Source organism: Clostridiaceae bacterium (assembly GCA_012840395.1).
Taxonomy (GTDB): Bacteria; Bacillota; Clostridia; order Acetivibrionales; family DULL01; genus DULL01.
Window position 1 is genome coordinate 20,794 of record DULL01000036.1, and the last position, 21,186, is coordinate 41,979.

The following is a 21,186-nucleotide window of genomic DNA, read 5'->3' on the forward strand; positions in this document are numbered from 1 at the left end:
ATATGAAAAAAAGAGTATTAAGGGTTATCACTGCATTTGCAGCTTTACTAAGTATTATGTTAGTAATAATGATGCCTGTCAGGGCAGAAAGTATGCCTTCTGAAGAAAGCATAGAATACCTGAGAAGTATAATGGAAATGGTAGACAAAAAGTATAGTGGCGAGGTATCTGAAGAACAACTTCTGGAAGGCGCTCTAAAAGGAATTTTCAGTCAGATGGATGCTTATACTACATATTTTACTTCCGAAGAAGCTGATATTTTTATGGGAAATATAGAAGGTTCCTTTGAAGGTATAGGTGTATATATTGAAAAATCCGGTGATTCCATAGTTATTACAGATGTAATATCCTTATCTCCAGCCGAGAAAGCAGGCCTTATGGCAAGAGATGTTATTGTTTCTGTAGATGGTAAGAACGTAAAAGGATGTACCCTGGAGGAAGTTGTATATTTAATAAAAGGCCCTGTTGGAACTAAAACTACCCTGGGAATATTGAGAGGTAAGGATTTGGAAGTAAAATACATTGAAGTTGAACGGGGAAAGGTAATAGTAAGCCCTGTTACCCTGGATATAATTGAAGATATAGGATATATAAGGCTGGAAATGTTCACCTCTGGGACTATGGAATATTTTACTAAGGTCATGGAGGAATTGGAAGAGAAAAAAATAACGAAGGTTATTCTGGATTTGAGAAATAATCCGGGAGGACAGTTAGATCAAGCTGTTTCGGTTGCAAGGTTTTTTGTTCCCGAAGGATTGATTACAACCCTGACATTTAAGGATGAAAGGTTACTCCCTGAAGAATATTATTCCACACAAAAAGAATCCAAATATAAGCTGGTTGTTCTTGTCAACGAAAACAGTGCAAGCGCTTCAGAAATAGTAGCCGGGGCTGTACAGGACAGGGAGGCTGGAATAATAGTAGGTAAAAAGACTTTTGGAAAAGCAAAAGTGCAGAATTTAATACCGGTACTTACTCCTGAGGCATCCCAAAAATATAATGTCAAATACGGAAAGTGGTATGTGGATGCCTATGAATTATCGATGGAACAAGGCATTAATATAATGACCGATGAAATATTGGGCTGGATTAAAATGACTACAGGCATGTACTTGACTCCTAAAGGACGGTTAATTGATGGATATGGTATAACCCCTGACATTGAAATTGATAATCCTGACGATATTGAGTATTATGACGCCAAAAATATCCGAAAGCTGTCAGTTACCTGGAAACCTGACCTTGGGGATGAAGGCAGTGATGTATATTTTGCAGAGAAAATGCTAAAACTAATAGGGTATGAAGTTGATGAACCGGACACAATCCTGGATGAGAAAACTTTTAAGGCCATAAATGATTTTCGAACCAACATGGGCCTGTACCCAGGAGGAGTACTTGATTTTACTACCCAAAAAACGCTAAATAATGAATATTATAAAAAATTATTAGAGATTGATAAACAACTTGCTAAAGCAGTAGAGATTTTATCAGAATAAAATTACAATATCAGCATTTTTCTTATTGCTATTGACACCATATTCTGTCGAATATAAAATAATATGAGTAATTAAGTTTTAGATTCTTATACTGTCAGCCGTTAGCTGTCTTAGTTCAGATGATGGCTTTAATTTTTTGGAGGATAAGAAAATGCCAGTAAAGTATATTTTTGTAACCGGTGGAGTTGTATCAGGCCTGGGTAAAGGGATTACAGCAGCTTCCCTTGGAAGATTACTCAAGGCAAGAGGTTTAAATGTCACAATTCAAAAGTTTGACCCATACATAAATGTTGACCCAGGTACCATGAGCCCATACCAACATGGAGAAGTATTTGTTACTGAAGATGGGGCTGAAACCGATCTTGATTTAGGACATTATGAACGTTTTATTGATGAGAATCTGAATAAAAATAGTAATATCACTACCGGGAAAATTTACTGGTCGGTAATAAGCAAGGAAAGAAAAGGAGATTTCCTTGGAGGAACAGTCCAGGTAATTCCGCATATAACTAATGAAATAAAAGAAAGAATTTATAGAGTAGGAAAATCTGATCATACAGATATTGTAATTACAGAAATAGGAGGAACGGTGGGTGATATTGAAAGTCTGCCTTTCCTTGAGGCTATAAGACAGGTAGCCACAGATGTAGGTCGTGATAATGTATTATATATTCATGTAACTCTTGTACCATACCTTTCATTATCAGGAGAAATTAAAACCAAACCTACCCAGCATAGTGTAAAGGAATTAAGAAGCATAGGTATACAACCGGATATTATTGTATGCCGTACTGAAAAACATATTTCAAAAGAAATAAAGGATAAAATAGGCTTATTCTGCAATATCCCGGGAGAGTGGGTAATTGAAAACATAGATGCAGAAGCAATTTATGAAGTTCCATTATTGTTGGAAAAAGAAGGACTTGCCAATATAGTTTGCAAACGTTTGAATCTGAATTGCCCAGAACCAGATCTGAGTGACTGGATAGAATTAGCGAGAAAGCAGAAGAACTTATCAGAAAGTGTTACTATCGCACTAGTAGGTAAATATGTGGAGCTCCATGATGCATACATAAGTATAGTTGAAGCTTTGAAACATGGCGGTATTGCAAATGACGTGGATGTAAAAATAAAATGGATAAATTCAGAAAATGTTACTGATGAAAATTTAGACGAGCTGTTGGATGGAGCAAGCGGAATCCTTGTTCCGGGCGGGTTTGGAGACAGGGGTATTAATGGCAAGATTAGAACAATAAAATATGCCAGGGAAAACTTAATTCCTTTCTTCGGAATATGCCTCGGAATGCAGTTAGCTGTAGTTGAATATGCAAGAAATGTGGCAAATCTTAAAAACGCACATAGTTCCGAGTTTGACCCAAATACAGAATACCCGGTTATTGACCTCATGCCTGAACAAAAGGAATTAGACACCAAAGGCGGCACAATGAGGCTGGGTGTCTATCCCTGCAAGATAAATGAAGGAACCAAAATCCGTGAAATATATAAAGAACAGCTTATATATGAAAGACACCGCCACAGATATGAATTTAATAACGAATACAGAGATATACTGGTTAAGAAAGGTTTGGTGCTGTCAGGATTGTCACCTAGCGGAAGATTGGTGGAAACTATTGAATTGCCCAATCATCCATGGTTTATAGGTGTACAGTTCCATCCGGAATTTAAGTCAAGGCCCAACAGGCCTCACCCCTTATTCAAAGATTTTGTGAGAGCGGTTATCAAGGCAAATAAAAATAAATAATGCAATATAAATTATTAATAATACAATGGTCATAAAATCATCACCAAAAAAGTATAAATTTCATTTAGATTGCCAATACTTTTAGAAGAAACATTATTTTGAAATTTATACTTTTTTCATGTATGTTTGGAGGAAGTTGTGAAGCCCGGGGTGATTTTATGATGAGCAAAGTATTGTTTAGAATTAAGGAATTAGGAAAGTTTCCGAAAAATAATACAATTTTAAAATCGGGACTTGTTATTATTATGTCCGCCTTAATTATGACAATTATTTATATGAATTCCTTCTCTGAACAAATAAATAAAGGCCTTGCTGAAAATTTAATAAGGTTTCATGTAATAGCTAACAGCGATTCTGAAGAAGACCAGCAACTAAAAAGAAGTGTAAGAGATCGGGTTATTGAGTATATGAAAGTGCAGCTCAAAGATTCAGGTAGTCTGGAGCACACAAAGCATATTATCAGCAATAATCTAAGTAATATTGTAAGCATTGCTGAAGAAGCAATAGCTGACGCAGGTAAAAATTATAAGGTAAAGGCAGAACTGGGAAGCTATCCTTTCCCTACAAAAGCTTATGGGGATATAGTTCTTCCCGCTGGAAATTACCAGGCTTTACGGGTTGTTATAGGTAAAGGAGAAGGAGCTAACTGGTGGTGTGTATTGTTTCCTCCATTATGTTTTGTAGATGCCACCCATGGAACGGTACCTGATTCGGTAAAGGAAGATTTAAAGGAGCAGTTGAGTGTTGAGGAGTACATTCTTGTAACTTCCTCTGAATCAGAAAAAGATGTACCGGTTAAGATTAAGTTTAAAATAGTTGAAATCATTCAGAATTCAAAGAATAAGTTTTCAGCAGCGTTGAATAAATTATTTAATATTAAAGAATAAATAATAGTTTTTGCAGTATTTTCGCGTTTGATTGGCTTTAATCTGAATGCTACAGGCTTTATGCTTGTAGCATTCACTTGTTTATATACGCTTCTATTAATATAAAACAAATTTCTTTATTAACACCGCTATGGTATAATATTACAATGTAAGCTTAAGAATAATGTAAGTTTAAGTTTGCATACCAGGTAAACACTTGAAGTAAGGCATAATAACAGAAGGTGGTTTGACATAATATGCATTTTAATATTGTTCTTGTAGAACCTGAAATACCCCAAAATACAGGTAATATTGCAAGGACTTGCGCAGCTACAGGTGCGAGCCTTCATCTGGTGAGGCCATTGGGATTTTCAGTAAATGATAAGTATTTAAAAAGATCAGGTCTTGATTATTGGCATTTATTGGATATTCATTATTATGATTGTTTTGATGAACTTCGGGAAAAATATAAAGATGCAGAATTCTTTTTTGCATCCACTAAAGCACCAAAAAGCTATACTGATGTAAATTACCCAGAAGAATCTTTTATTGTTTTTGGGAAGGAAACAGCCGGCCTTCCGGAAACTCTTCTCAGGGGAAATTATGATAGGTGCATAAGGATACCAATGCTCAATAATATTCGTTCTCTTAATCTGGCAAACTCTGTTGCAATTATTTTGTATGAGGCATTAAGACAACATGAATTTAAGGGATTGGAAACAAAGGGACTATTATCTGGGAGTGATGTAAAATGATTAATAAGGACAGAATGGTAAAAGAATTCACCGAACTTGTTCAAATTGACAGCCTTACATTTAAGGAAAGAAAAATGGCTGATACATTAAAGGCTAAATTATCTGAGCTAGGTATTGAATGCTACGAGGATGACGCGGGAGCAAAAATAGGAGGAAATGCAGGAAATATAATAGCTAAAATTGATGGTGATAAAAGCATACCTGCAATACTTCTTATGGCTCATATGGATACGGTGGTACCAGGAGAAGGAAAGAAGCCTGTAGTTGAAGGTGATATTATTAAATCAGAAGGAAAGACAATCCTGGGAGCAGATGATGTATCCGGAATTGAATGTATATTAGAGTGTATTAGAGTATTAAAGAGCGGGAACATAAAACACGGAGATATATATGCAGTGTTCACAGTTGCAGAAGAAGGAGGCTTACATGGGGCAAAAAATCTGGATTACAGTAAAATATCCGCTAAGTACGGATTTGTTCTTGACAGCGGTGGAGATATAGGAGAAGTAAATATAAAGGCTCCTACTCAAAATGAAATACATGTTACTGTAAAAGGAAAAGCAGCCCATGCAGGCATAGAACCGGAAAAAGGCATAAATGCAATTCAGATAGCTTCAGAGGCAATTGCCAATATGAAACTTGGGAGAATTGACAGTGAAACTACTGCCAACATAGGCATTATAAATGGAGGAAAAGCAACCAATATTGTATGTGATGAAGTGATAATCCACGCTGAAGCAAGAAGCAGGCAGCCAAGGAAGCTGGAGGAACAAACTCAGCACATGAAAGAGTGCTTTATGAAAGCTGCAGGTAAATTCGGAGGTTCTGTGGAGTTTAAAGCCGATTTAATGTATCCTGCTTTTGAGGTAAAAGAAGATGATGAAATAATATATATTTTAAGAAAAGCTGCCCAGGAATGCGGTATTGAGCTAAAATTGGAAGCTACAGGCGGCGGAAGCGATACAAATATAATATCCTCAAAGGGCATAAAGGCGGTCAATGTAAGTGTAGGAATGAGAAACGTACACAGTGTTGAGGAGTATATAAAAATAGAAGATCTGACAAAAGCTGCTGAATTTTTATTGGCAATTATTAAAAATGTATAATTAAGGCAAGGGGTTAGAGCATGAATTTATTCAAAAATTATAACCATGAATTATTATATAAAAAAGGGGGGAGACTATGAGAAAAAGAATAGGAGTGTTGACGGGTGGTGGTGACTGCCCGGGACTAAATGCGGTACTAAGGGCAGTTGTCAAAACTGCGATGATTAAATATGGCTATGACGTTATAGGCTTCAGGGATGGCTACAGAGGCCTTGTCATGAATAACTATGTTCATTTCAAGCCGGGTGACGTATCGGGAATTCTTGATAAAGGTGGTACAATACTTGGTACTTCCAATAGGGACAATCCTTTTAATTTTAGAGTTGAAAGAGGCGGCACGGTTGAATACAAGGATATGACCGAAAGAATTCTTGATAATGTACATATGCACGATATAGAGTGCATGGTGATAATTGGAGGAGATGGTACATTAACAAGCGCAAGAGACCTTTCAAGAAAAGGACTGAATGTGGTTGGAGTTCCTAAAACAATAGACAATGATTTATCTGCAACAGATACAACCTTTGGATTTATGACGGCGGTTGATACAGCTACCGAGGCTATAGATAAACTTCATTCTACTGCTGAGTCCCATCACAGGATAATGATTCTTGAGGTAATGGGGAGATATGCAGGCTGGATAGCCCTGGAAGCTGGAATTGCAGGTGGTGCAGATGTTATTCTTATACCTGAAATACCCTATGACATTAATAAAGTGGCACAAAGTGTAATGAACAGGAAGAATGAGGGTAAACATTTCAGCATCATAGTGGTTGCTGAAGGAGCTAAACCTGTAAATGGTGAAGTTTGTGTAAGTAAAGTGCTGGAACACAGCCCCGATCCCATCCGCCTCGGGGGAATTGGACACAAAATAGCTTCCGAACTGGAGGAAATAACAAATATTGAAACCAGGGTTACTGTTTTAGGACATCTCCAGAGGGGAGGAAGGCCTATACCTTATGACAGGATTCTTTCTACCCGTTATGGTGTTGCTGCTGTTGAAATGGTAGTCCAAAAAAAATACGGAGTTATGGTCAGCCTTCAGGGAAAGGATATTGTTCCCGTACCTCTTGAAGATGCAGTAAATTCGATAAAAACTGTAGATCCGGAAGGAGAACTGGTAAGGATAGCCAAGAGTGTAGGGGTAGGATTTGGGGATTAAAAGTTTGTTAAAAATTTAATTATTTTTCTGTTAATGTATTGAAAATAAACACTAGATATAATAAAATGTAACTTAAAATATATAGTTTTTTTGGATGATTAATCCTGAAACAAATTTCTACTGCAATAAATGAGTTTAAATTTTAAATATTATTACATAGGAGGTAAGTTATAATGGCAGTAAAAATTGGTATTAACGGTTTTGGAAGAATTGGACGCTTGGTTTTCAGGGCAGCCATCAATAATCCCGATGTTGAAATAAAGGGAATTAATGATCCTTTTATTGATTTGGATTACATGACTTATATGCTGAGATACGACTCAGTTCATGGAAAATTTGATGGCGAAATAGCAACTAAAGATGGAAAACTGGTTGTAAATGGAAAAGAAATTAGTGTTTATGCATTTATGAGTCCTGAAGAAATACCCTGGAGTGAATGCGGAGCCGAATATATTGTAGAATCAACAGGCGTATTCACAACTATAGACAAAGCATCCGGACATTTTAAGGGCGGAGCTAAAAAGGTCGTAATTTCTGCACCTTCAAAAGATGCTCCAATGTTTGTAATGGGTGTAAACAACGACAAGTATACAAGTGATATGAATGTTGTTTCAAATGCTTCTTGTACTACAAACTGTCTGGCTCCTTTAGCAAAAGTAATTCATGAGAATTTTGGAATAGTTGAAGGCCTTATGACTACTGTCCATTCTATTACAGCAACCCAGAAGACAGTTGACGGACCTTCCAAGAAAGACTGGAGAGGCGGACGCGCAGCTGCTCATAACATTATTCCTTCATCAACAGGTGCTGCAAAAGCTGTTGGCAAGGTTATACCAGAATTAAACGGAAAGTTAACCGGAATGGCTTTCAGAGTACCTACATTGGATGTTTCTGTAGTAGATCTTACCTGCCGTCTGGAAAAACCTGCAACTTATGAAGAAATCAAGGCAGCAGTTAAGAAGGCCTCTGAAAATGAACTAAAGGGTATTCTCGGATACACTGAAGATGATGTTGTATCTTCAGATTTTATTACAGATCCTCGTACTTCAATATTTGATGCTAAAGCCGGAATCGCACTTAATGATCATTTTGTCAAGCTGGTTGCCTGGTATGATAATGAGTGGGGTTATTCAAACAAGGTTGTAGATTTAATCCTCCATATGTATAAGGTAGACAACGGTTGCGGTTGTGGCTGTTGCTAATAAGTAGAAAATATTTGGACGTTTAGTGTTTGTGTAGGTTACTCCAAAGGTTCGGCGCTTTTAGCCCCGAACCTTTAGGTTATTTATACCTGGCTGATTGCCGCAGGAATTTTAGCTTCTTAAAAGGCAAAACATGCGGCTTTAAGCCTCCGGATAAGTACAGACATAATTCTGATGGAGTAAAGCTCCAATTAAAGTAAGTTTACTTTAATACTGAATGAGTAGGAGAGTGAATGTTATGAGTATGATGAACAAAAAGACTGTAGAAGATATAAATGTTCATGGCAAAAGAGTTATTGTAAGGGTTGATTTTAACGTGCCCTTGGATGATCAGGGCAGAATAACCGATGATAAGAGAATAGTAGCTGCATTGCCCACAATTAAGTACCTGATTGACAATAAAGCAAAGACAATACTTGTTTCCCATCTTGGACGCCCAAAAGGAGAATTAAAAGAAAAATACAGCATGAAGCCAACCGCTCAGAGATTAAGTGAGCTTTTAGGGCAGGAAGTAATTCTTGCCAAGGATGTAATAGGTGAAGATGCAAAGGCAAAGGCACAGGCTCTTAAAGAGGGTCAGGTAATGATGCTTGAAAATGTAAGGTTCCATAAGGAAGAAGAAAAAAATGACCCTGCTTTTGCAAAAGAACTGGCAAGTATGGCAGAAATATTTGTAAATGATGCATTTGGAACTGCGCACAGGGCTCATGCTTCTACAGCAGGTTTGGCGGATTACCTCCCTGCAGTATGCGGATTCTTAATAAAGAAGGAAATCCAATTCCTGGGGAAAGCCCTGTCCAATCCTGAGAGACCCTTTGTTGCAATTCTTGGCGGTGCAAAAGTATCAGATAAAATCTCTGTTATAATGAGTTTACTGGATAAGGTTGATTCTCTATTAATAGGTGGAGGTATGGCTTATACTTTCCTGAAAGCAAAAGGATATCATATTGGCAACTCTATCTGTGAAGACGATAAGCTTGATCTGGCAAAAAGTATTATGGAAAAAGCAGAAGAGAAGGGTGTCAACCTGTTACTTCCCGTAGGAAGCATTGTTGCCAAGGAATTTAAAAACGATACAGAATATAAATATGTGCCATCCGATGCTATGCCTGATGGCTGGATGGGTATGGATATAGGTTCTCTCACAGTTGAAAAGTTTTCTAAGGTAATCAAAAAAGCAAAGACCATAGTATGGAATGGACCAATGGGAGTATTCGAATTCCCTAACTTTGCCTATGGTACTAAGGAAATTGCAAAAGCTGTGGCAGAATCAAACGCTATTTCAATTGTAGGTGGCGGTGATTCAGCAGCGGCTATTGAACAGCTTGGCTTTGCAGATAGAATTACACATATTTCTACCGGAGGAGGAGCTTCTCTGGAATTCCTCGAAGGGAAAGAACTTCCGGGTATTGCTGTTTTAATGGATAAAAATCCAAGAAAAAAGCTGATAGCAGGCAACTGGAAGATGAATATGACACCAAAGGAAGCTGTTGAATTTGTTTCAGCATTAAAAGATAAAGTGTCAAATGCTGTGGCCGAAGTTGCCGTATGTGTTCCCTTTACAAGCATAGAGGGAGTTAAAAAGGCTGTTGAAGGTACAAACATTAAAGTAGGCGCCCAAAACATGTTCTATGAAGAAAAAGGAGCGTATACCGGAGAAATTTCAGGTCCAATGCTCAAGGAATTGGGAGTCGAATATGTAATTATTGGACACTCTGAGAGAAGGCAGTATTTTGCAGAAACTGATGAAACAGTAAACAAAAAAGTCCATGCAGCTTTTAAATATGGTTTAAAACCAATTATATGCGTAGGCGAGTCACTGACCCAGAGAGAACAGGGAGTTACTGAAGATTTAGTAAGATACCAGGTAAAAATTGCTCTTAAGGATTTAACTGAAGCACAGGCAAAAAATATTGTAATAGCATATGAGCCAATTTGGGCAATTGGAACCGGTAGGACTGCTACCAGCGAGCAGGCAAATGAAGTATGTAAAGCTATAAGAAATACAATTAAAGAACTATATGGCGAAGAAATAGCAGAAGAAGTCAGAATACAATATGGTGGAAGTATAACCGCAGCAAATGCACAGGAATTATTCTCCATGTCTGATATTGACGGTGGCCTTGTAGGAGGAGCCAGTCTGAAACTTGACGATTTCACAAAAATTGTGAAATGGGAAGAATAACAGCTGCAGTTTAGTTTTTTGAGTTATACGACGGAAGGTGGATTATATTATGAAGAAAAGACCAGTGGCATTAATTATTTTGGACGGATATGGGTTAAATCCCGAAATAAAGGGAAACGCTGTAGCAAATGCCTATAAACCCAATCTGGACAGTTTTATTGCCACTTATCCAAATACCAGGATATACTGCAGCGGTTTGGATGTTGGTTTGCCAAAAGGCCAGATGGGCAATTCAGAGGTGGGTCATACAAATATTGGTGCAGGACGCGTGGTATATCAGGAGTTAACAAGAATTACCAAGTCTATTGAAGACGGAGACTTTTTTGAAAGGGAAGAATTCTTGGGAGCTATAGAAAATTGCAAAAAGCACGGGACAAAATTACATTTGTTTGGTTTATTATCTGATGGAGGAGTACACAGCCATAATACTCATCTCTATGCCTTGGTGGAACTGGCAGCAAGGCATAATTTAAAAGATGTGTATATTCATAATTTCTTTGATGGCAGAGATGTCCCTCCAGATAGTGCCATAAAGTACGTAGAGGAACTTGAAGAAAAACTTGCGAGTATAGGTACCGGTAAAATTGCAAGTTTAATGGGAAGATACTATGCCATGGACAGAGATAACAGATGGGAAAGAGTAAAACTGGCTTATGATGCCATGGTCATGGGTCAGGGTATATATTCTGATAATGCTATTAAAGCTGTAAAAGAATCCTATGCAAGAGAAGAATATGATGAGTTTGTAAAACCCGTTGTTATTGTAGAAAATGGCAGGCCTGTAAGCACCATAGGTGAAAATGATTCTATCATTTTCTATAATTTCAGGCCTGACAGAGCCAGAGAAATTACCAGGGCTTTTGTGGATGAAGATTTTAAAGGTTTTGAAAGGCCAAAAGGTTTCTTCCCAGTGTATTATGTATGCATGACCCAGTATGATAAGACAATGCCCAATGTAAAAGTGGCGTATAAACCTGAAAGCCTTGAAAATACTTTTGGGGAATATATCAGCAAACTTGGTTATAAACAGCTCAGGATAGCTGAAACTGAAAAATATGCACATGTAACATTCTTTTTCAACGGCGGAGTTGAAAAGATGTATGAAGGAGAAGACAGAGTGCTTGTTCCTTCACCAAAAGTTGCGACCTATGATTTAAAGCCTGAAATGAGTGCATATGAAGTTACCGAAGAAGTTTTGAAAAGAATAGATTCAGAAAAATATGATGTAATTGTGCTAAACTTTGCAAACTGTGATATGGTTGGCCATACAGGAGTTTATGAAGCTGCAAAAGCGGCTGTTGAAGCAATTGATAAATGCCTGGGCAGGATAGTCCCCCTTGTGCTGAAAAAGGGAGGCGTGGCGCTAATTACTGCCGATCATGGAAATGCAGAGCAGATGATAGATCCTGACACAGGAGGAAGCTTTACTGCTCATACAATAAATCCGGTACCTCTTATATGTATAGGACTGGAAAATATTGAACTTAAAGAAGGCAGGCTTGCAGATCTGGCACCTACCATGCTGGATATAATGGAAATTGAAAAACCTCCGGAAATGACAGGTCAGTCTCTTATTGTAAAGAAATAAAAAATTTAACCAGGCATAAAGAAGTCTTTCGCTTCTATAAGCGGGAGCTGAATTAATGTAAATTGTAATAATGACTTATTTCAGTGGGGAATTGCAAAACCCCACTGAATCACCAAGCGAAGCGAGTTTGCTTGATAAAGAGGACAGTTACCCGGGTAGCTGCCCTCTTGTTTTTTGTTTAAAATATATCTTTCTGAATGCATAAAAAATATAGTTACTTTTTTTATTAAATTGCCGAAAATTATATTATAAGCAGTTTTTCAATCTCAGAATTTTACATATAAGGTGATGATATGGATATTGCAACATTTTTGGGTATTGTTGCTGGAGTTGTTTGTATTGTAATTTCTATATTATTAGACGGATCTCTCCGGTCTTTTTATGATCTACCGTCAATTTTTATTACTATAGGTGGGGGAATAGCCTCTGTTCTTGTAAGTTACAGGGTTGAGGAAATTGCAAAGATTTTAAAATTAGTAGGTAGAGCTTTTTCAAGTAAGCAGCCCAGTCCCGGAGATACAATAAGACTTCTGGTAGGTCTTTCACAGAAAGCCAGAAGAGAAGGACTCTTAGCCCTTGAGTCAGAGCAGGAAAATATTGAGGACGATTATATTAGAGAATCATTACAACTTATTATAGACGGTGTAGAACCAGATACTGTTCGGGAGTCCATGAATCTGGAACTGGAAAACCTGGAAGCAAGACATTTAAGAGGCCAGAGCTTGTTTAAAACCATGGGTGCTTTATTCCCTGCATGGGGTATGATAGGTACTCTGATAGGACTTATAAACCTCCTTGAACATTTGGATGAACCGTCAAAGATCGGACCCTCCATGGCTGTTGCCCTTGTAACCACTTTTTATGGAAGTGTATTGGCTAACTTTGTTTGTAATCCTATTGCTACAAAGCTCGCAATAAAAAGTAAAGAGGAAATACGTTTAAAAGAGATGATTATTGAAGGAATTCTATCAATTCAGGCAGGAGAAAATCCCAGAATTATGGAACATAAACTCAAGACCTTCCTTTCACCGGAGCAAAAGAAGGCTTATGATATGATGGAAGGGAACCCTCTTAAGAATAGAAATAGAGAAGAAAGTCTTAGGGAGGATATTGCTTTTAATAAGTGAAGTATAGATAACCTCGTATAAATAGATAACCTCGCATATTTGATTTTTTAAAGGAGGTGCTTGGAAATATGAGAAAAAGGAAAAGAGGAAATGGAGATTCGGAAGAAGGTGCTGCCCCATGGCTTCTTACATACAGCGATATGGTAACATTGCTTTTAACATTTTTCGTGATGCTTTTTTCCATGGCTTCTCTTGATATTCAGAAGTTTACACAGGTATCTCAGTCTATCCGAAAAGCCTTTTTATACGATAGCAGCGGTGACAGATTCCTGCAAAATAAATCTGCAAGGGATTTAATAGGTACTACAGCTTCAGAAGAAGAGGAGAGGCTTAAAAATGCAGTTCAAAAGGTTACAGAAGAGATGGAAAAGCTGGAGATATCAGAGTATGTTACCGTGATAGAAGAAGAGGAAGAGCTGGTTTTAAGGTTCGATTCTGTTGTACTATTTGAATTGGGGAAGGCAGACATTCTTCCTTCTGGTCAGGAAGTGTTACTAAAATTAGGCAGCATACTTAAGGAACTTGATAATGAAATCATTATAGAAGGTCATACTGATAATTTGCCGATAAACACTCTTTTATTTCCAACAAATTGGGAACTTTCTACAAAGAGAGCTACAAATGTAGTGCTATTTTTAGTGGAGAAATCAGGGCTTGATCCTGCAAAACTTGCTGCTACCGGGCGGGGTGAGTTCAAACCCATCAGGCCTAATGATACTGAAGAAAATAGAAGTAAAAACAGGAGAATAGATATTATAATTCTTAAGTAGTATATAATTTTAAAGAAAAATTTGTTCTATAGAAATGATATTATATTTATTTTAGAATTAATAATAATAATCTGGAAAATAGATGTTAAGATCAATATAAGATATTATTAATTAAAATCGATACTGTTAACTGAAAAAAGATATATATGAACCAGTTATTGTTGTTTAAATAGATTTATTATCTAAATAATTCTAAATAATAGATCATAGTATAAAAGAGTATGTAACTAAAAAGGTGTGTTATAACCTCAAAAGACGACAATAATCCAAAATAAAATAATCCAAAATAAAATAATCCAATTAATATGATCCAATTAATATGATCCAATTAATAATATTAGGTTTGATATAAATAAAAAGGATAAACTTTTTCCATGTAGAATAATATATGCATAATAATTACTATGCATTTATTTTTTTATGAAAGGATGGTTATGTTGAACAAATCAAAGATTATAGCCCACAGAGGTGCTTCCAAGTATGCTCCTGAAAACACTATTGCAGCCTTTAAAAAGGCTATGGAATTGGGTTCTGATGGTATAGAACTTGATGTTCAGCTGTCATCAGATGGGCATATTGTGGTAATACACGATGAAAAGCTTGAAAGAACCAGCAACGGAAGCGGTTTGGTAAAGGATAAAACTTTGAAAGAATTGAGAGAACTTGATTTTGGCAGCTGGTTTTCACCGGAATTCAAAGGAGAGACTATTCCGACACTGACTGAGATAATGGAATTACTGCAGGATTGGGAAGGCCTCCTAAATATTGAAATAAAATCCGGTCCAGTCATTTATCCTGAAATTGAAGAAAAGGTTGTAAGTCTTGTAAATAAATTTTCTAATAAAAACCGTGTAATTATATCCTCATTTAACCATTATAGCCTGGTAAAAATCAAGAAAATTGATCCGGATATAAAAACAGGAATATTGTATGTAGCAGGTTTGTATGAACCATGGACCTATGCAAAAAAACTGGATGCCTATGCCATTCATCCTCTTTTTTACAATATTGTTCCTGAAGTGGTTTTTGGATGCCTAGAAAATGGAATTTCTATTAATACATATACCGTAGATGATCCTTACATGATTAAAAGGATATCTGAAATAGGTGTTCAAGGAATAATTACCAATGTGCCTGATGTAGCCTTAAATGCCATTAATTAAGCAGTGCAAGGTAAAAATGGATAGTTCCACGACATGTTTAGTAAGTAATGTTTATTTTGACCAGCTGAGTAGCGGCTGTTGGCTATAAGTGGCAACTACTTATCAGATTAAAAGGGAGGGCGGTACATATGAAACAAAAAATTAAAAAGCTTAACATGAAACTCAATCATAAAAAATCAGATAATAGCACCCCAGATAATATGAAATTGAATTATAAGAACACATTTATTATAGGCCTGGGATTTTTTACTGTAAGCCTGGTCTGGTCAATATACAATCTTGCAGTTCCATTATATCTTGATGAGCTGGGGTTGTCAGGGACACAAGTTGGTATAGTTATGACAATAGACAATATTTTTGCCCTTCTGTTTTTGCCTTTATTCGGAACTTTAAGCGACAGGACCTGGACAAGGTATGGTAGAAGGATGCCTTATCTGCTGGTAGGTATACCTCTGTCAGCCATTGCCTTTTTCGTACTTCCTTTTACTATAGGAAGCCTGACTTTTCTTATGACAGCTGTTATTTTTCTTAATCTTTTTATGAGTATTTACAGGGCTCCTACCGTAGCCCTTATGCCTGATGTAACTCCCAGACCTCTTAGAAGTAAAGCAAACGGAATTATCAATTTTATGGGTGGTCTGGGAAGTTCGGCTTCCTTTTTCTTAAGCAGCATACTCTTCAAAATGGGAGAATATGTTCCATATGCTGTAGTAGCTGGAATTATGTTTATAACTATCATTCTTATGTATAACCTGGTGAAAGAACCGGAGGTTCTTGAATATGAAAAAGATAAAAACCGTGCTAATGTAGATTCCGCACAATCGGAAGACAGAGGGGCTAAGGTTGCAGATAACACTGTTAAAGAACAGGAGAGAGGTAAACTCTTAAGCCTTATATTCATTCTTTTAGCAATCTTTTTCTGGTATACCGGCTTTAATGCAATTGAAGCTTTCTTTTCTACCTATGGCCAGGTAATATTGGGAGTGGACAAAAGCATTTCTTCCGTGTATTTGACCGTATTTTCAGCTGTGTTCCTATTATTCTGCATTCCGGCAGGATTAATAGCAGGAAAATTTGGAAGGAAGAAAACCATACTTTCCGGATTAATTGTCATTATTGTAGCATTTATTGCCATGATTTTTATAAGAGATGCTATACCGATATATTTTGCAATGACATTTGGCGGAATAGGTTGGGCACTTATAAATATAAACTCCTATCCAATGGTTGTAGAAATGACCTCAAATGCGGGCATAGGAAAATATACAGGATATTATTATTTCTTTTCAATGCTGGCTGCCATTATCAGCCCTATTCTTTATGGGTTTATAAAGGATATGCTTGGAGATGGACTTATGTTTATTTATTCAACTATTGCCATGGTTATAGCATTCTTCTTTATGATGCTTGTGAAGCATGGGGAAATACCTCCTGTGAAAAAATCAGCTTTCGAAGTCCTGGAGAATATGGATTAGAATGTATGTCCTTGACACGAACATAAGTTTGGTTAATAATAATATTGTGAATTATTCTGAATTATGATAAATTCTGTTATGGCTTATATATACATGTAATGATGATGTATTAATGGTCTAAATGTATATAAATCCTTAACCAAGCCTCAAGAGAAGTCTCTCGCTTCTATTAGCGGGAGCTGAGTTGATGTAAATTATATAAACTTGTTCAGCGGGGGATTGCATAACCCCCACTGAATTCCCGTATGAAGCGGGTTTGCATACTAATCTAAAGATATTAAGCAAGAAAACCGGAGGAACTAATGACAAATTCAAGAAAAGGAAACAGATATGATAATCAAAGCATATCTTCCCTTAAAGGTGCGGACAGGGTAAGATTAAGGCCAGGTGTTATTTTTGGATCTGACGATATAGAAGGATGTAAACATTCTTTTTTTGAAATACTGTCCAACTCTATTGATGAGGCAAGGGAAGGCTTCGGAGATATAATTGAAATAATAAGGCATTCTGATAAATCTATTACCGTGAAAGATTATGGGAGAGGAATACCGCTGGATTATAACCCCAAGGAAGGGCGCTACAACTGGGAACTGGTTTTCTGCGAACTTTATGCTGGAGGGAAATATAAAAACACCACTGGGGAAAGTTATGAGTTCAGCCTTGGTTTTAATGGACTTGGCAGTTGTGCAACCCAATATAGCTCAGAGTACATGGATGTTTTGGTTTACAGGGACGGATACAAATATGAGCTTCATTTTGAAAAGGGAGAAAATATAGGAGGCCTTAAGAAAACAAAAGCCCAGTATGACCATACCGGAACAACCATTAAATGGAGACCGGACATAGAAGTGTTTACATCAATTGATATTCCTCTCGAATATTACAAGGATATATTGAAAAAACAGGCTGTAGTTAATGCCGGATTGAAATTCAGGTTATTTGATGAAGAATCGGGAAAAACATTTGAGTATATATATGAAAACGGGATAGTTGACTATATAAAGGAGATAAATCAAGACAAAGGTTTTACGGATATACAGTTTTTTGAAACATCTGCCAAGGGTAGGGACAGAGAGGACCGACCTGAATATAAGGTTAAGATGCAGATAGCTTTTTGTTTTAATAATGAAATCAACCTGTTGGAATACTATCATAACTCTAGTTTTCTTGAGCATGGTGGTTCGCCGGACAGAGCTGTTAAGACTGCTTTTATAAATGAAATTGATAAATGCATAAGGAATGCAGGTAAATATAATAAGGGAGAAAGTAAAATTACTTTTTCAGATATTCAGGACAGTCTTATTCTTGTGACAAATTCTTTTTCCACATTTACAAGCTATGAAAATCAGACCAAAAAAGCCATAAATAATAAGTTTATTCAAGAGGCTATGACTGATTTTTTGAAACAGCAGTTAGAGATATATTTTATTGAAAACAAAATTGAAAGCGAAAGAATTATTGAGCAGGTGCTTGTTAACAAGAGAAGCAGAGAATCGGCTGAGAAAACTAGAATTAACATTAAGAAGAAACTGGGCGGAACGTTAGATATATCGAACAGGGTGAAAAAGTTTGTGGACTGCCGCACAAAAGATGTAAGCCGAAGAGAGTTGTATATTGTGGAGGGTGATTCAGCTCTGGGAGCATGTAAGCTTGGAAGGGATGCAGAATTTCAAGCTATCATGCCGGTACGTGGAAAAATATTAAATTGTCTGAAAGCTGAATATGACAGCATATTTAAAAATGAAATTATAGTTGACTTGTTAAAGGTGTTAGGTTGTGGTGTCGAGATAAAGTCCAAGCATAATAAGGAACTGAATACATTTGATATGGATAATCTTCGGTGGGATAAGATTATAATTTGTACAGATGCAGATGTGGACGGATTTCAAATAAGAACTCTAATCCTCACGATGTTATACAGACTGGTTCCAACTTTAATAGAAAAAGGAAAAGTATTTATTGCTGAAACTCCACTATTTGAAATTACATGCAAGAATAAAACTTACTTTGCCTATAATGAGATGGAGAAAAACCAGATAATATCAAAACTGACTGGAAAGTATTCAATACAGCGTTCGAAAGGTTTAGGAGAGAATAACCCCGAGATGATGTGGGAAACAACTATGAATCCTGAAACCAGAAGATTAATAAAAATATTGCCTGATGATGCAAAGCGTACATCAGAAATGTTTGACATTTTATTAGGCGATAACATTCAGGGAAGAAAGAATTTTATTGAAGAAAACGGATATAAGTATATGGAAATGATAGATGTAAGTTAGTAGATTTGCCAATTTGAATTGAAGAAATCTATCTTTTATGTTAGGAGAGGTATATGATTAACAATACTATTGAACAAAGGATTGTAGATACGCTGGAACAAAACTATATGCCTTATGCCATGAGTGTTATTGTATCCAGGGCAATTCCTGAAATAGATGGCTTTAAACCTGCCCATAGAAAACTTCTTTTCACCATGTATAAAATGGGATTATTGACGGGAGAAAGAACAAAATCTGCAAATGTGGTTGGACAGACTATGAAAATAAACCCTCATGGTGATATGGCTATATATGAAACTTTGGTCAGACTTACAAAGGGATACAATGCTTTACTCCATCCGTATGTAGATTCCAAGGGAAACTTCGGGAAACAGTATTCCCGGGATATGAAGTATGCAGCTCCCCGTTATACTGAGGTAAAACTAGATAAAATATGTGAAGAATTATTCAGGGATATTGAAAAGAATACAGTGGAATTTGTAGATAATTACGATGGAACTATGAAGGAACCTGTACTTTTGCCTGCAACATTTCCCAGTATTCTGGTAAATGCAAATCAGGGAATTGCGGTTGGAATGGCCAGCAATATATGCAGTTTCAATTTGCAGGAGATATGTGAAGCTGTTGTACAATATATTAATGATGAAAACGCAGATATTGCACAATATCTTAAAGCGCCTGATTTTTCTACAGGAGGGCAGCTTATTTATAACGAAAAAGACATAAGAGAAATATATGAAACTGGAAAAGGAAGCTTTAAATTAAGGGCAAAGTACAGATTTGACAAGAAAAACAGCTGTATTGAGATATATGAAATTCCCTATACAACTACCACTGAAGCTATTATTGATGCAACGATTAATCTTGTTAAGGCTGGGAAACTGAAAGAAGTTACAGATGTCAGAGATGAAACGGATTTAAATGGACTGAAAATTACTCTTGATATCAGGAAAAGTGCAGACCCGGATGTGATAATGAGCAAGCTGTATAAGCAAACGCCTGCTGAGGATTCTTTCAGTTGTAATTTTAATATATTAATAAAGGGAAAACCCAGGGTAATGGGTATTAAAGAAATTATCCATGAATGGATTGAATTTAGAATAGGTTGTATCAAAGGACAACTGGCTTATGATATTAATAAGAAATCAGAAAAACTTCATCTTCTGTTAGGGCTGAACAAGATTCTTCTTGATATTGATAAAGCCATCAGGATAATCAGAGACACTGAAAAAGATTCACAAGTAGTGCCAAATCTAATGAAGGGTTTTGAGATTGACCAGGTTCAGGCTGAGTTTATTGCCGAAATTAAGCTGAGAAATCTTAATAAAGAGTACATTCTTCAAAGAGTAGGTGAAATTGAAACTCTTAAAAAAGATATTGAAGATCTGAAATCAACATATGAAAGTGAGAGAAAGATTAAGAAATTAATTGTACGGCAGCTTAATGAAGTGTGCAAAAAATATGGTCAGCCTCGCCGAACAGAAATAATATATGAGGATAAAATTGAAGTAATACCTGAAGAAACCTTAATTGAAGATTATAATCTGAAATTGTTCCTTACGGCTGAAAACTATTTTAAAAAGATTTCTTTGGTATCATTAAGGGCGAACCCTGAACAAAAGCTTAAAGAGGATGACTATATTATCCAGGAATTTGAGACCAGAAATAAATCTGATTTATTGCTTTTTTCAAACAAACATGCGGTTTACAAGCTTAAAGTCCATGAAATCAGCGATACAAAAGCAAGCAGCCTGGGAGAGTACCTGCCTAATCTTCTGGAACTGGAACAAGATGAGAAAATAATCTACATGGTTGCTACTGATAATTACAAAGGGTACATGCTGTTTGCCTTTGAAAATGGGAAAATAGCAAAAATAACTCTTGAAAGCTATGCCACCAAAACAAACAGAAAGAAGCTTATAAATGCCTATTCGGATCTTTCCAGACTAGTACGTATGTTGTATATTGACGAAAATGAAAAAGATATAGAACTGGTTGCATACAGCAATATTCATAAAATTGTCATATTCAATACATCCTGCATTAATCCTAAGTCTACCAGAGACTCTCAGGGAGTGCAGGTCTTGAAGCAGAAAAAAGGCAGCATAATGATTGATGTAAAAACTATAGAGGAATCAGGGATAAGAAACCTGGATTACTATAGAGTAAAAAACATACCTGCTGTAGGGTATTACCTTAAAGAAGAGGATAAAGGGATAGAGCAGATGACCATAGATTTTGATTAGG

At 36.5% G+C, this 21,186-nt stretch carries 16 protein-coding genes; all 16 read left to right on the forward strand.

Going from position 1 to position 21,186, the window contains the following annotated elements:
- The first annotated feature begins 2 nt into the window (after positions 1-2).
- Positions 3-1,496 carry a S41 family peptidase gene (locus tag GXX20_04760; GenBank protein ID HHW30974.1) on the forward strand — a complete coding sequence of 498 codons (1,494 nt, stop codon included), beginning with the start codon at positions 3-5 and terminating at the stop codon, positions 1,494-1,496.
- A 151-nt stretch (positions 1,497-1,647) separates the two neighbouring features.
- Positions 1,648-3,258, forward strand: coding sequence for a CTP synthase (locus GXX20_04765; protein HHW30975.1), 1,611 nt, complete (start codon positions 1,648-1,650; stop codon positions 3,256-3,258).
- 161 nt (positions 3,259-3,419) lie between these two features.
- Entirely contained in the window at positions 3,420-4,145 is a 726-nt protein-coding gene (spoIIR, locus tag GXX20_04770; protein HHW30976.1) for a stage II sporulation protein R, read from the forward strand.
- 236 nt (positions 4,146-4,381) lie between these two features.
- Positions 4,382-4,879 carry a tRNA (uridine(34)/cytosine(34)/5-carboxymethylaminomethyluridine(34)-2'-O)-methyltransferase TrmL gene (gene trmL, locus GXX20_04775; GenBank protein ID HHW30977.1) on the forward strand — a complete coding sequence of 166 codons (498 nt, stop codon included), beginning with the start codon at positions 4,382-4,384 and terminating at the stop codon, positions 4,877-4,879.
- Positions 4,876-5,985, forward strand: a complete 1,110-nt coding sequence (locus GXX20_04780) for a M20/M25/M40 family metallo-hydrolase (protein HHW30978.1) — start codon at positions 4,876-4,878, stop codon at positions 5,983-5,985. The genes trmL and GXX20_04780 overlap by 4 nt, the downstream gene beginning before the upstream one ends.
- Before the next feature lie 76 nt (positions 5,986-6,061).
- On the forward strand, positions 6,062-7,147 hold the full coding sequence (locus GXX20_04785; GenBank protein ID HHW30979.1) for a 6-phosphofructokinase: 1,086 nt from the start codon (positions 6,062-6,064) through the stop codon (positions 7,145-7,147).
- A 173-nt stretch (positions 7,148-7,320) separates the two neighbouring features.
- The gene (gene gap / locus GXX20_04790; protein HHW30980.1) at positions 7,321-8,349 is read left to right on the forward strand and encodes a type I glyceraldehyde-3-phosphate dehydrogenase; all 1,029 of its coding nucleotides are present in this window, start codon (positions 7,321-7,323) and stop codon (positions 8,347-8,349) included.
- Between the two features lie 29 nt (positions 8,350-8,378).
- A complete protein-coding gene (locus GXX20_04795; protein ID HHW30981.1) occupies positions 8,379-8,549 on the forward strand; it encodes a hypothetical protein in 171 nt (56 codons plus the stop codon).
- A gap of 47 nt (positions 8,550-8,596) precedes the next feature.
- Positions 8,597-10,534: a triose-phosphate isomerase gene (locus GXX20_04800; GenBank protein ID HHW30982.1), complete on the forward strand. Its 1,938-nt coding sequence runs from the start codon at positions 8,597-8,599 to the stop codon at positions 10,532-10,534.
- Between the two features lie 49 nt (positions 10,535-10,583).
- The gene (locus tag GXX20_04805; protein HHW30983.1) at positions 10,584-12,122 is read left to right on the forward strand and encodes a 2,3-bisphosphoglycerate-independent phosphoglycerate mutase; all 1,539 of its coding nucleotides are present in this window, start codon (positions 10,584-10,586) and stop codon (positions 12,120-12,122) included.
- Between the two features lie 293 nt (positions 12,123-12,415).
- Positions 12,416-13,249: a motility protein A gene (locus tag GXX20_04810; GenBank protein ID HHW30984.1), complete on the forward strand. Its 834-nt coding sequence runs from the start codon at positions 12,416-12,418 to the stop codon at positions 13,247-13,249.
- A gap of 68 nt (positions 13,250-13,317) precedes the next feature.
- Positions 13,318-14,019, forward strand: a complete 702-nt coding sequence (locus tag GXX20_04815) for an OmpA family protein (protein HHW30985.1) — start codon at positions 13,318-13,320, stop codon at positions 14,017-14,019.
- A gap of 437 nt (positions 14,020-14,456) precedes the next feature.
- Positions 14,457-15,182 (forward strand): glycerophosphodiester phosphodiesterase, encoded by a 726-nt coding sequence (locus tag GXX20_04820; GenBank protein HHW30986.1) that lies wholly within the window; start codon positions 14,457-14,459, stop codon positions 15,180-15,182.
- Positions 15,183-15,382: 200 nt separating this feature from the next.
- Positions 15,383-16,657 carry an SLC45 family MFS transporter gene (locus tag GXX20_04825; GenBank protein HHW30987.1) on the forward strand — a complete coding sequence of 425 codons (1,275 nt, stop codon included), beginning with the start codon at positions 15,383-15,385 and terminating at the stop codon, positions 16,655-16,657.
- A 302-nt stretch (positions 16,658-16,959) separates the two neighbouring features.
- Positions 16,960-18,939, forward strand: coding sequence for a DNA topoisomerase (locus GXX20_04830; GenBank protein HHW30988.1), 1,980 nt, complete (start codon positions 16,960-16,962; stop codon positions 18,937-18,939).
- Between the two features lie 53 nt (positions 18,940-18,992).
- Complete coding sequence (locus tag GXX20_04835) at positions 18,993-21,185, forward strand: topoisomerase IV (protein HHW30989.1); 2,193 nt, start codon at positions 18,993-18,995, stop codon at positions 21,183-21,185.
- Position 21,186: the final 1 nt, after the last annotated feature.

Coding starts and splice junctions, on each gene's coding strand:
- GXX20_04800 (HHW30982.1), top strand. CDS start 8,597: ATGAACAAAAAGACTGTAGAAGATATAAATGTTCATGGCAAAAGAGTT.
- gap (HHW30980.1), top strand. CDS start 7,321: ATGGCAGTAAAAATTGGTATTAACGGTTTTGGAAGAATTGGACGCTTG.
- trmL (HHW30977.1), top strand. CDS start 4,382: ATGCATTTTAATATTGTTCTTGTAGAACCTGAAATACCCCAAAATACA.
- spoIIR (HHW30976.1), top strand. CDS start 3,420: ATGAGCAAAGTATTGTTTAGAATTAAGGAATTAGGAAAGTTTCCGAAA.
- GXX20_04780 (HHW30978.1), top strand. CDS start 4,876: ATGATTAATAAGGACAGAATGGTAAAAGAATTCACCGAACTTGTTCAA.
- GXX20_04805 (HHW30983.1), top strand. CDS start 10,584: ATGAAGAAAAGACCAGTGGCATTAATTATTTTGGACGGATATGGGTTA.
- GXX20_04835 (HHW30989.1), top strand. CDS start 18,993: ATGATTAACAATACTATTGAACAAAGGATTGTAGATACGCTGGAACAA.
- GXX20_04785 (HHW30979.1), top strand. CDS start 6,062: ATGAGAAAAAGAATAGGAGTGTTGACGGGTGGTGGTGACTGCCCGGGA.
- GXX20_04830 (HHW30988.1), top strand. CDS start 16,960: ATGACAAATTCAAGAAAAGGAAACAGATATGATAATCAAAGCATATCT.
- GXX20_04765 (HHW30975.1), top strand. CDS start 1,648: ATGCCAGTAAAGTATATTTTTGTAACCGGTGGAGTTGTATCAGGCCTG.
- GXX20_04815 (HHW30985.1), top strand. CDS start 13,318: ATGAGAAAAAGGAAAAGAGGAAATGGAGATTCGGAAGAAGGTGCTGCC.
- GXX20_04760 (HHW30974.1), top strand. CDS start 3: ATGAAAAAAAGAGTATTAAGGGTTATCACTGCATTTGCAGCTTTACTA.
- GXX20_04825 (HHW30987.1), top strand. CDS start 15,383: ATGAAATTGAATTATAAGAACACATTTATTATAGGCCTGGGATTTTTT.
- GXX20_04810 (HHW30984.1), top strand. CDS start 12,416: ATGGATATTGCAACATTTTTGGGTATTGTTGCTGGAGTTGTTTGTATT.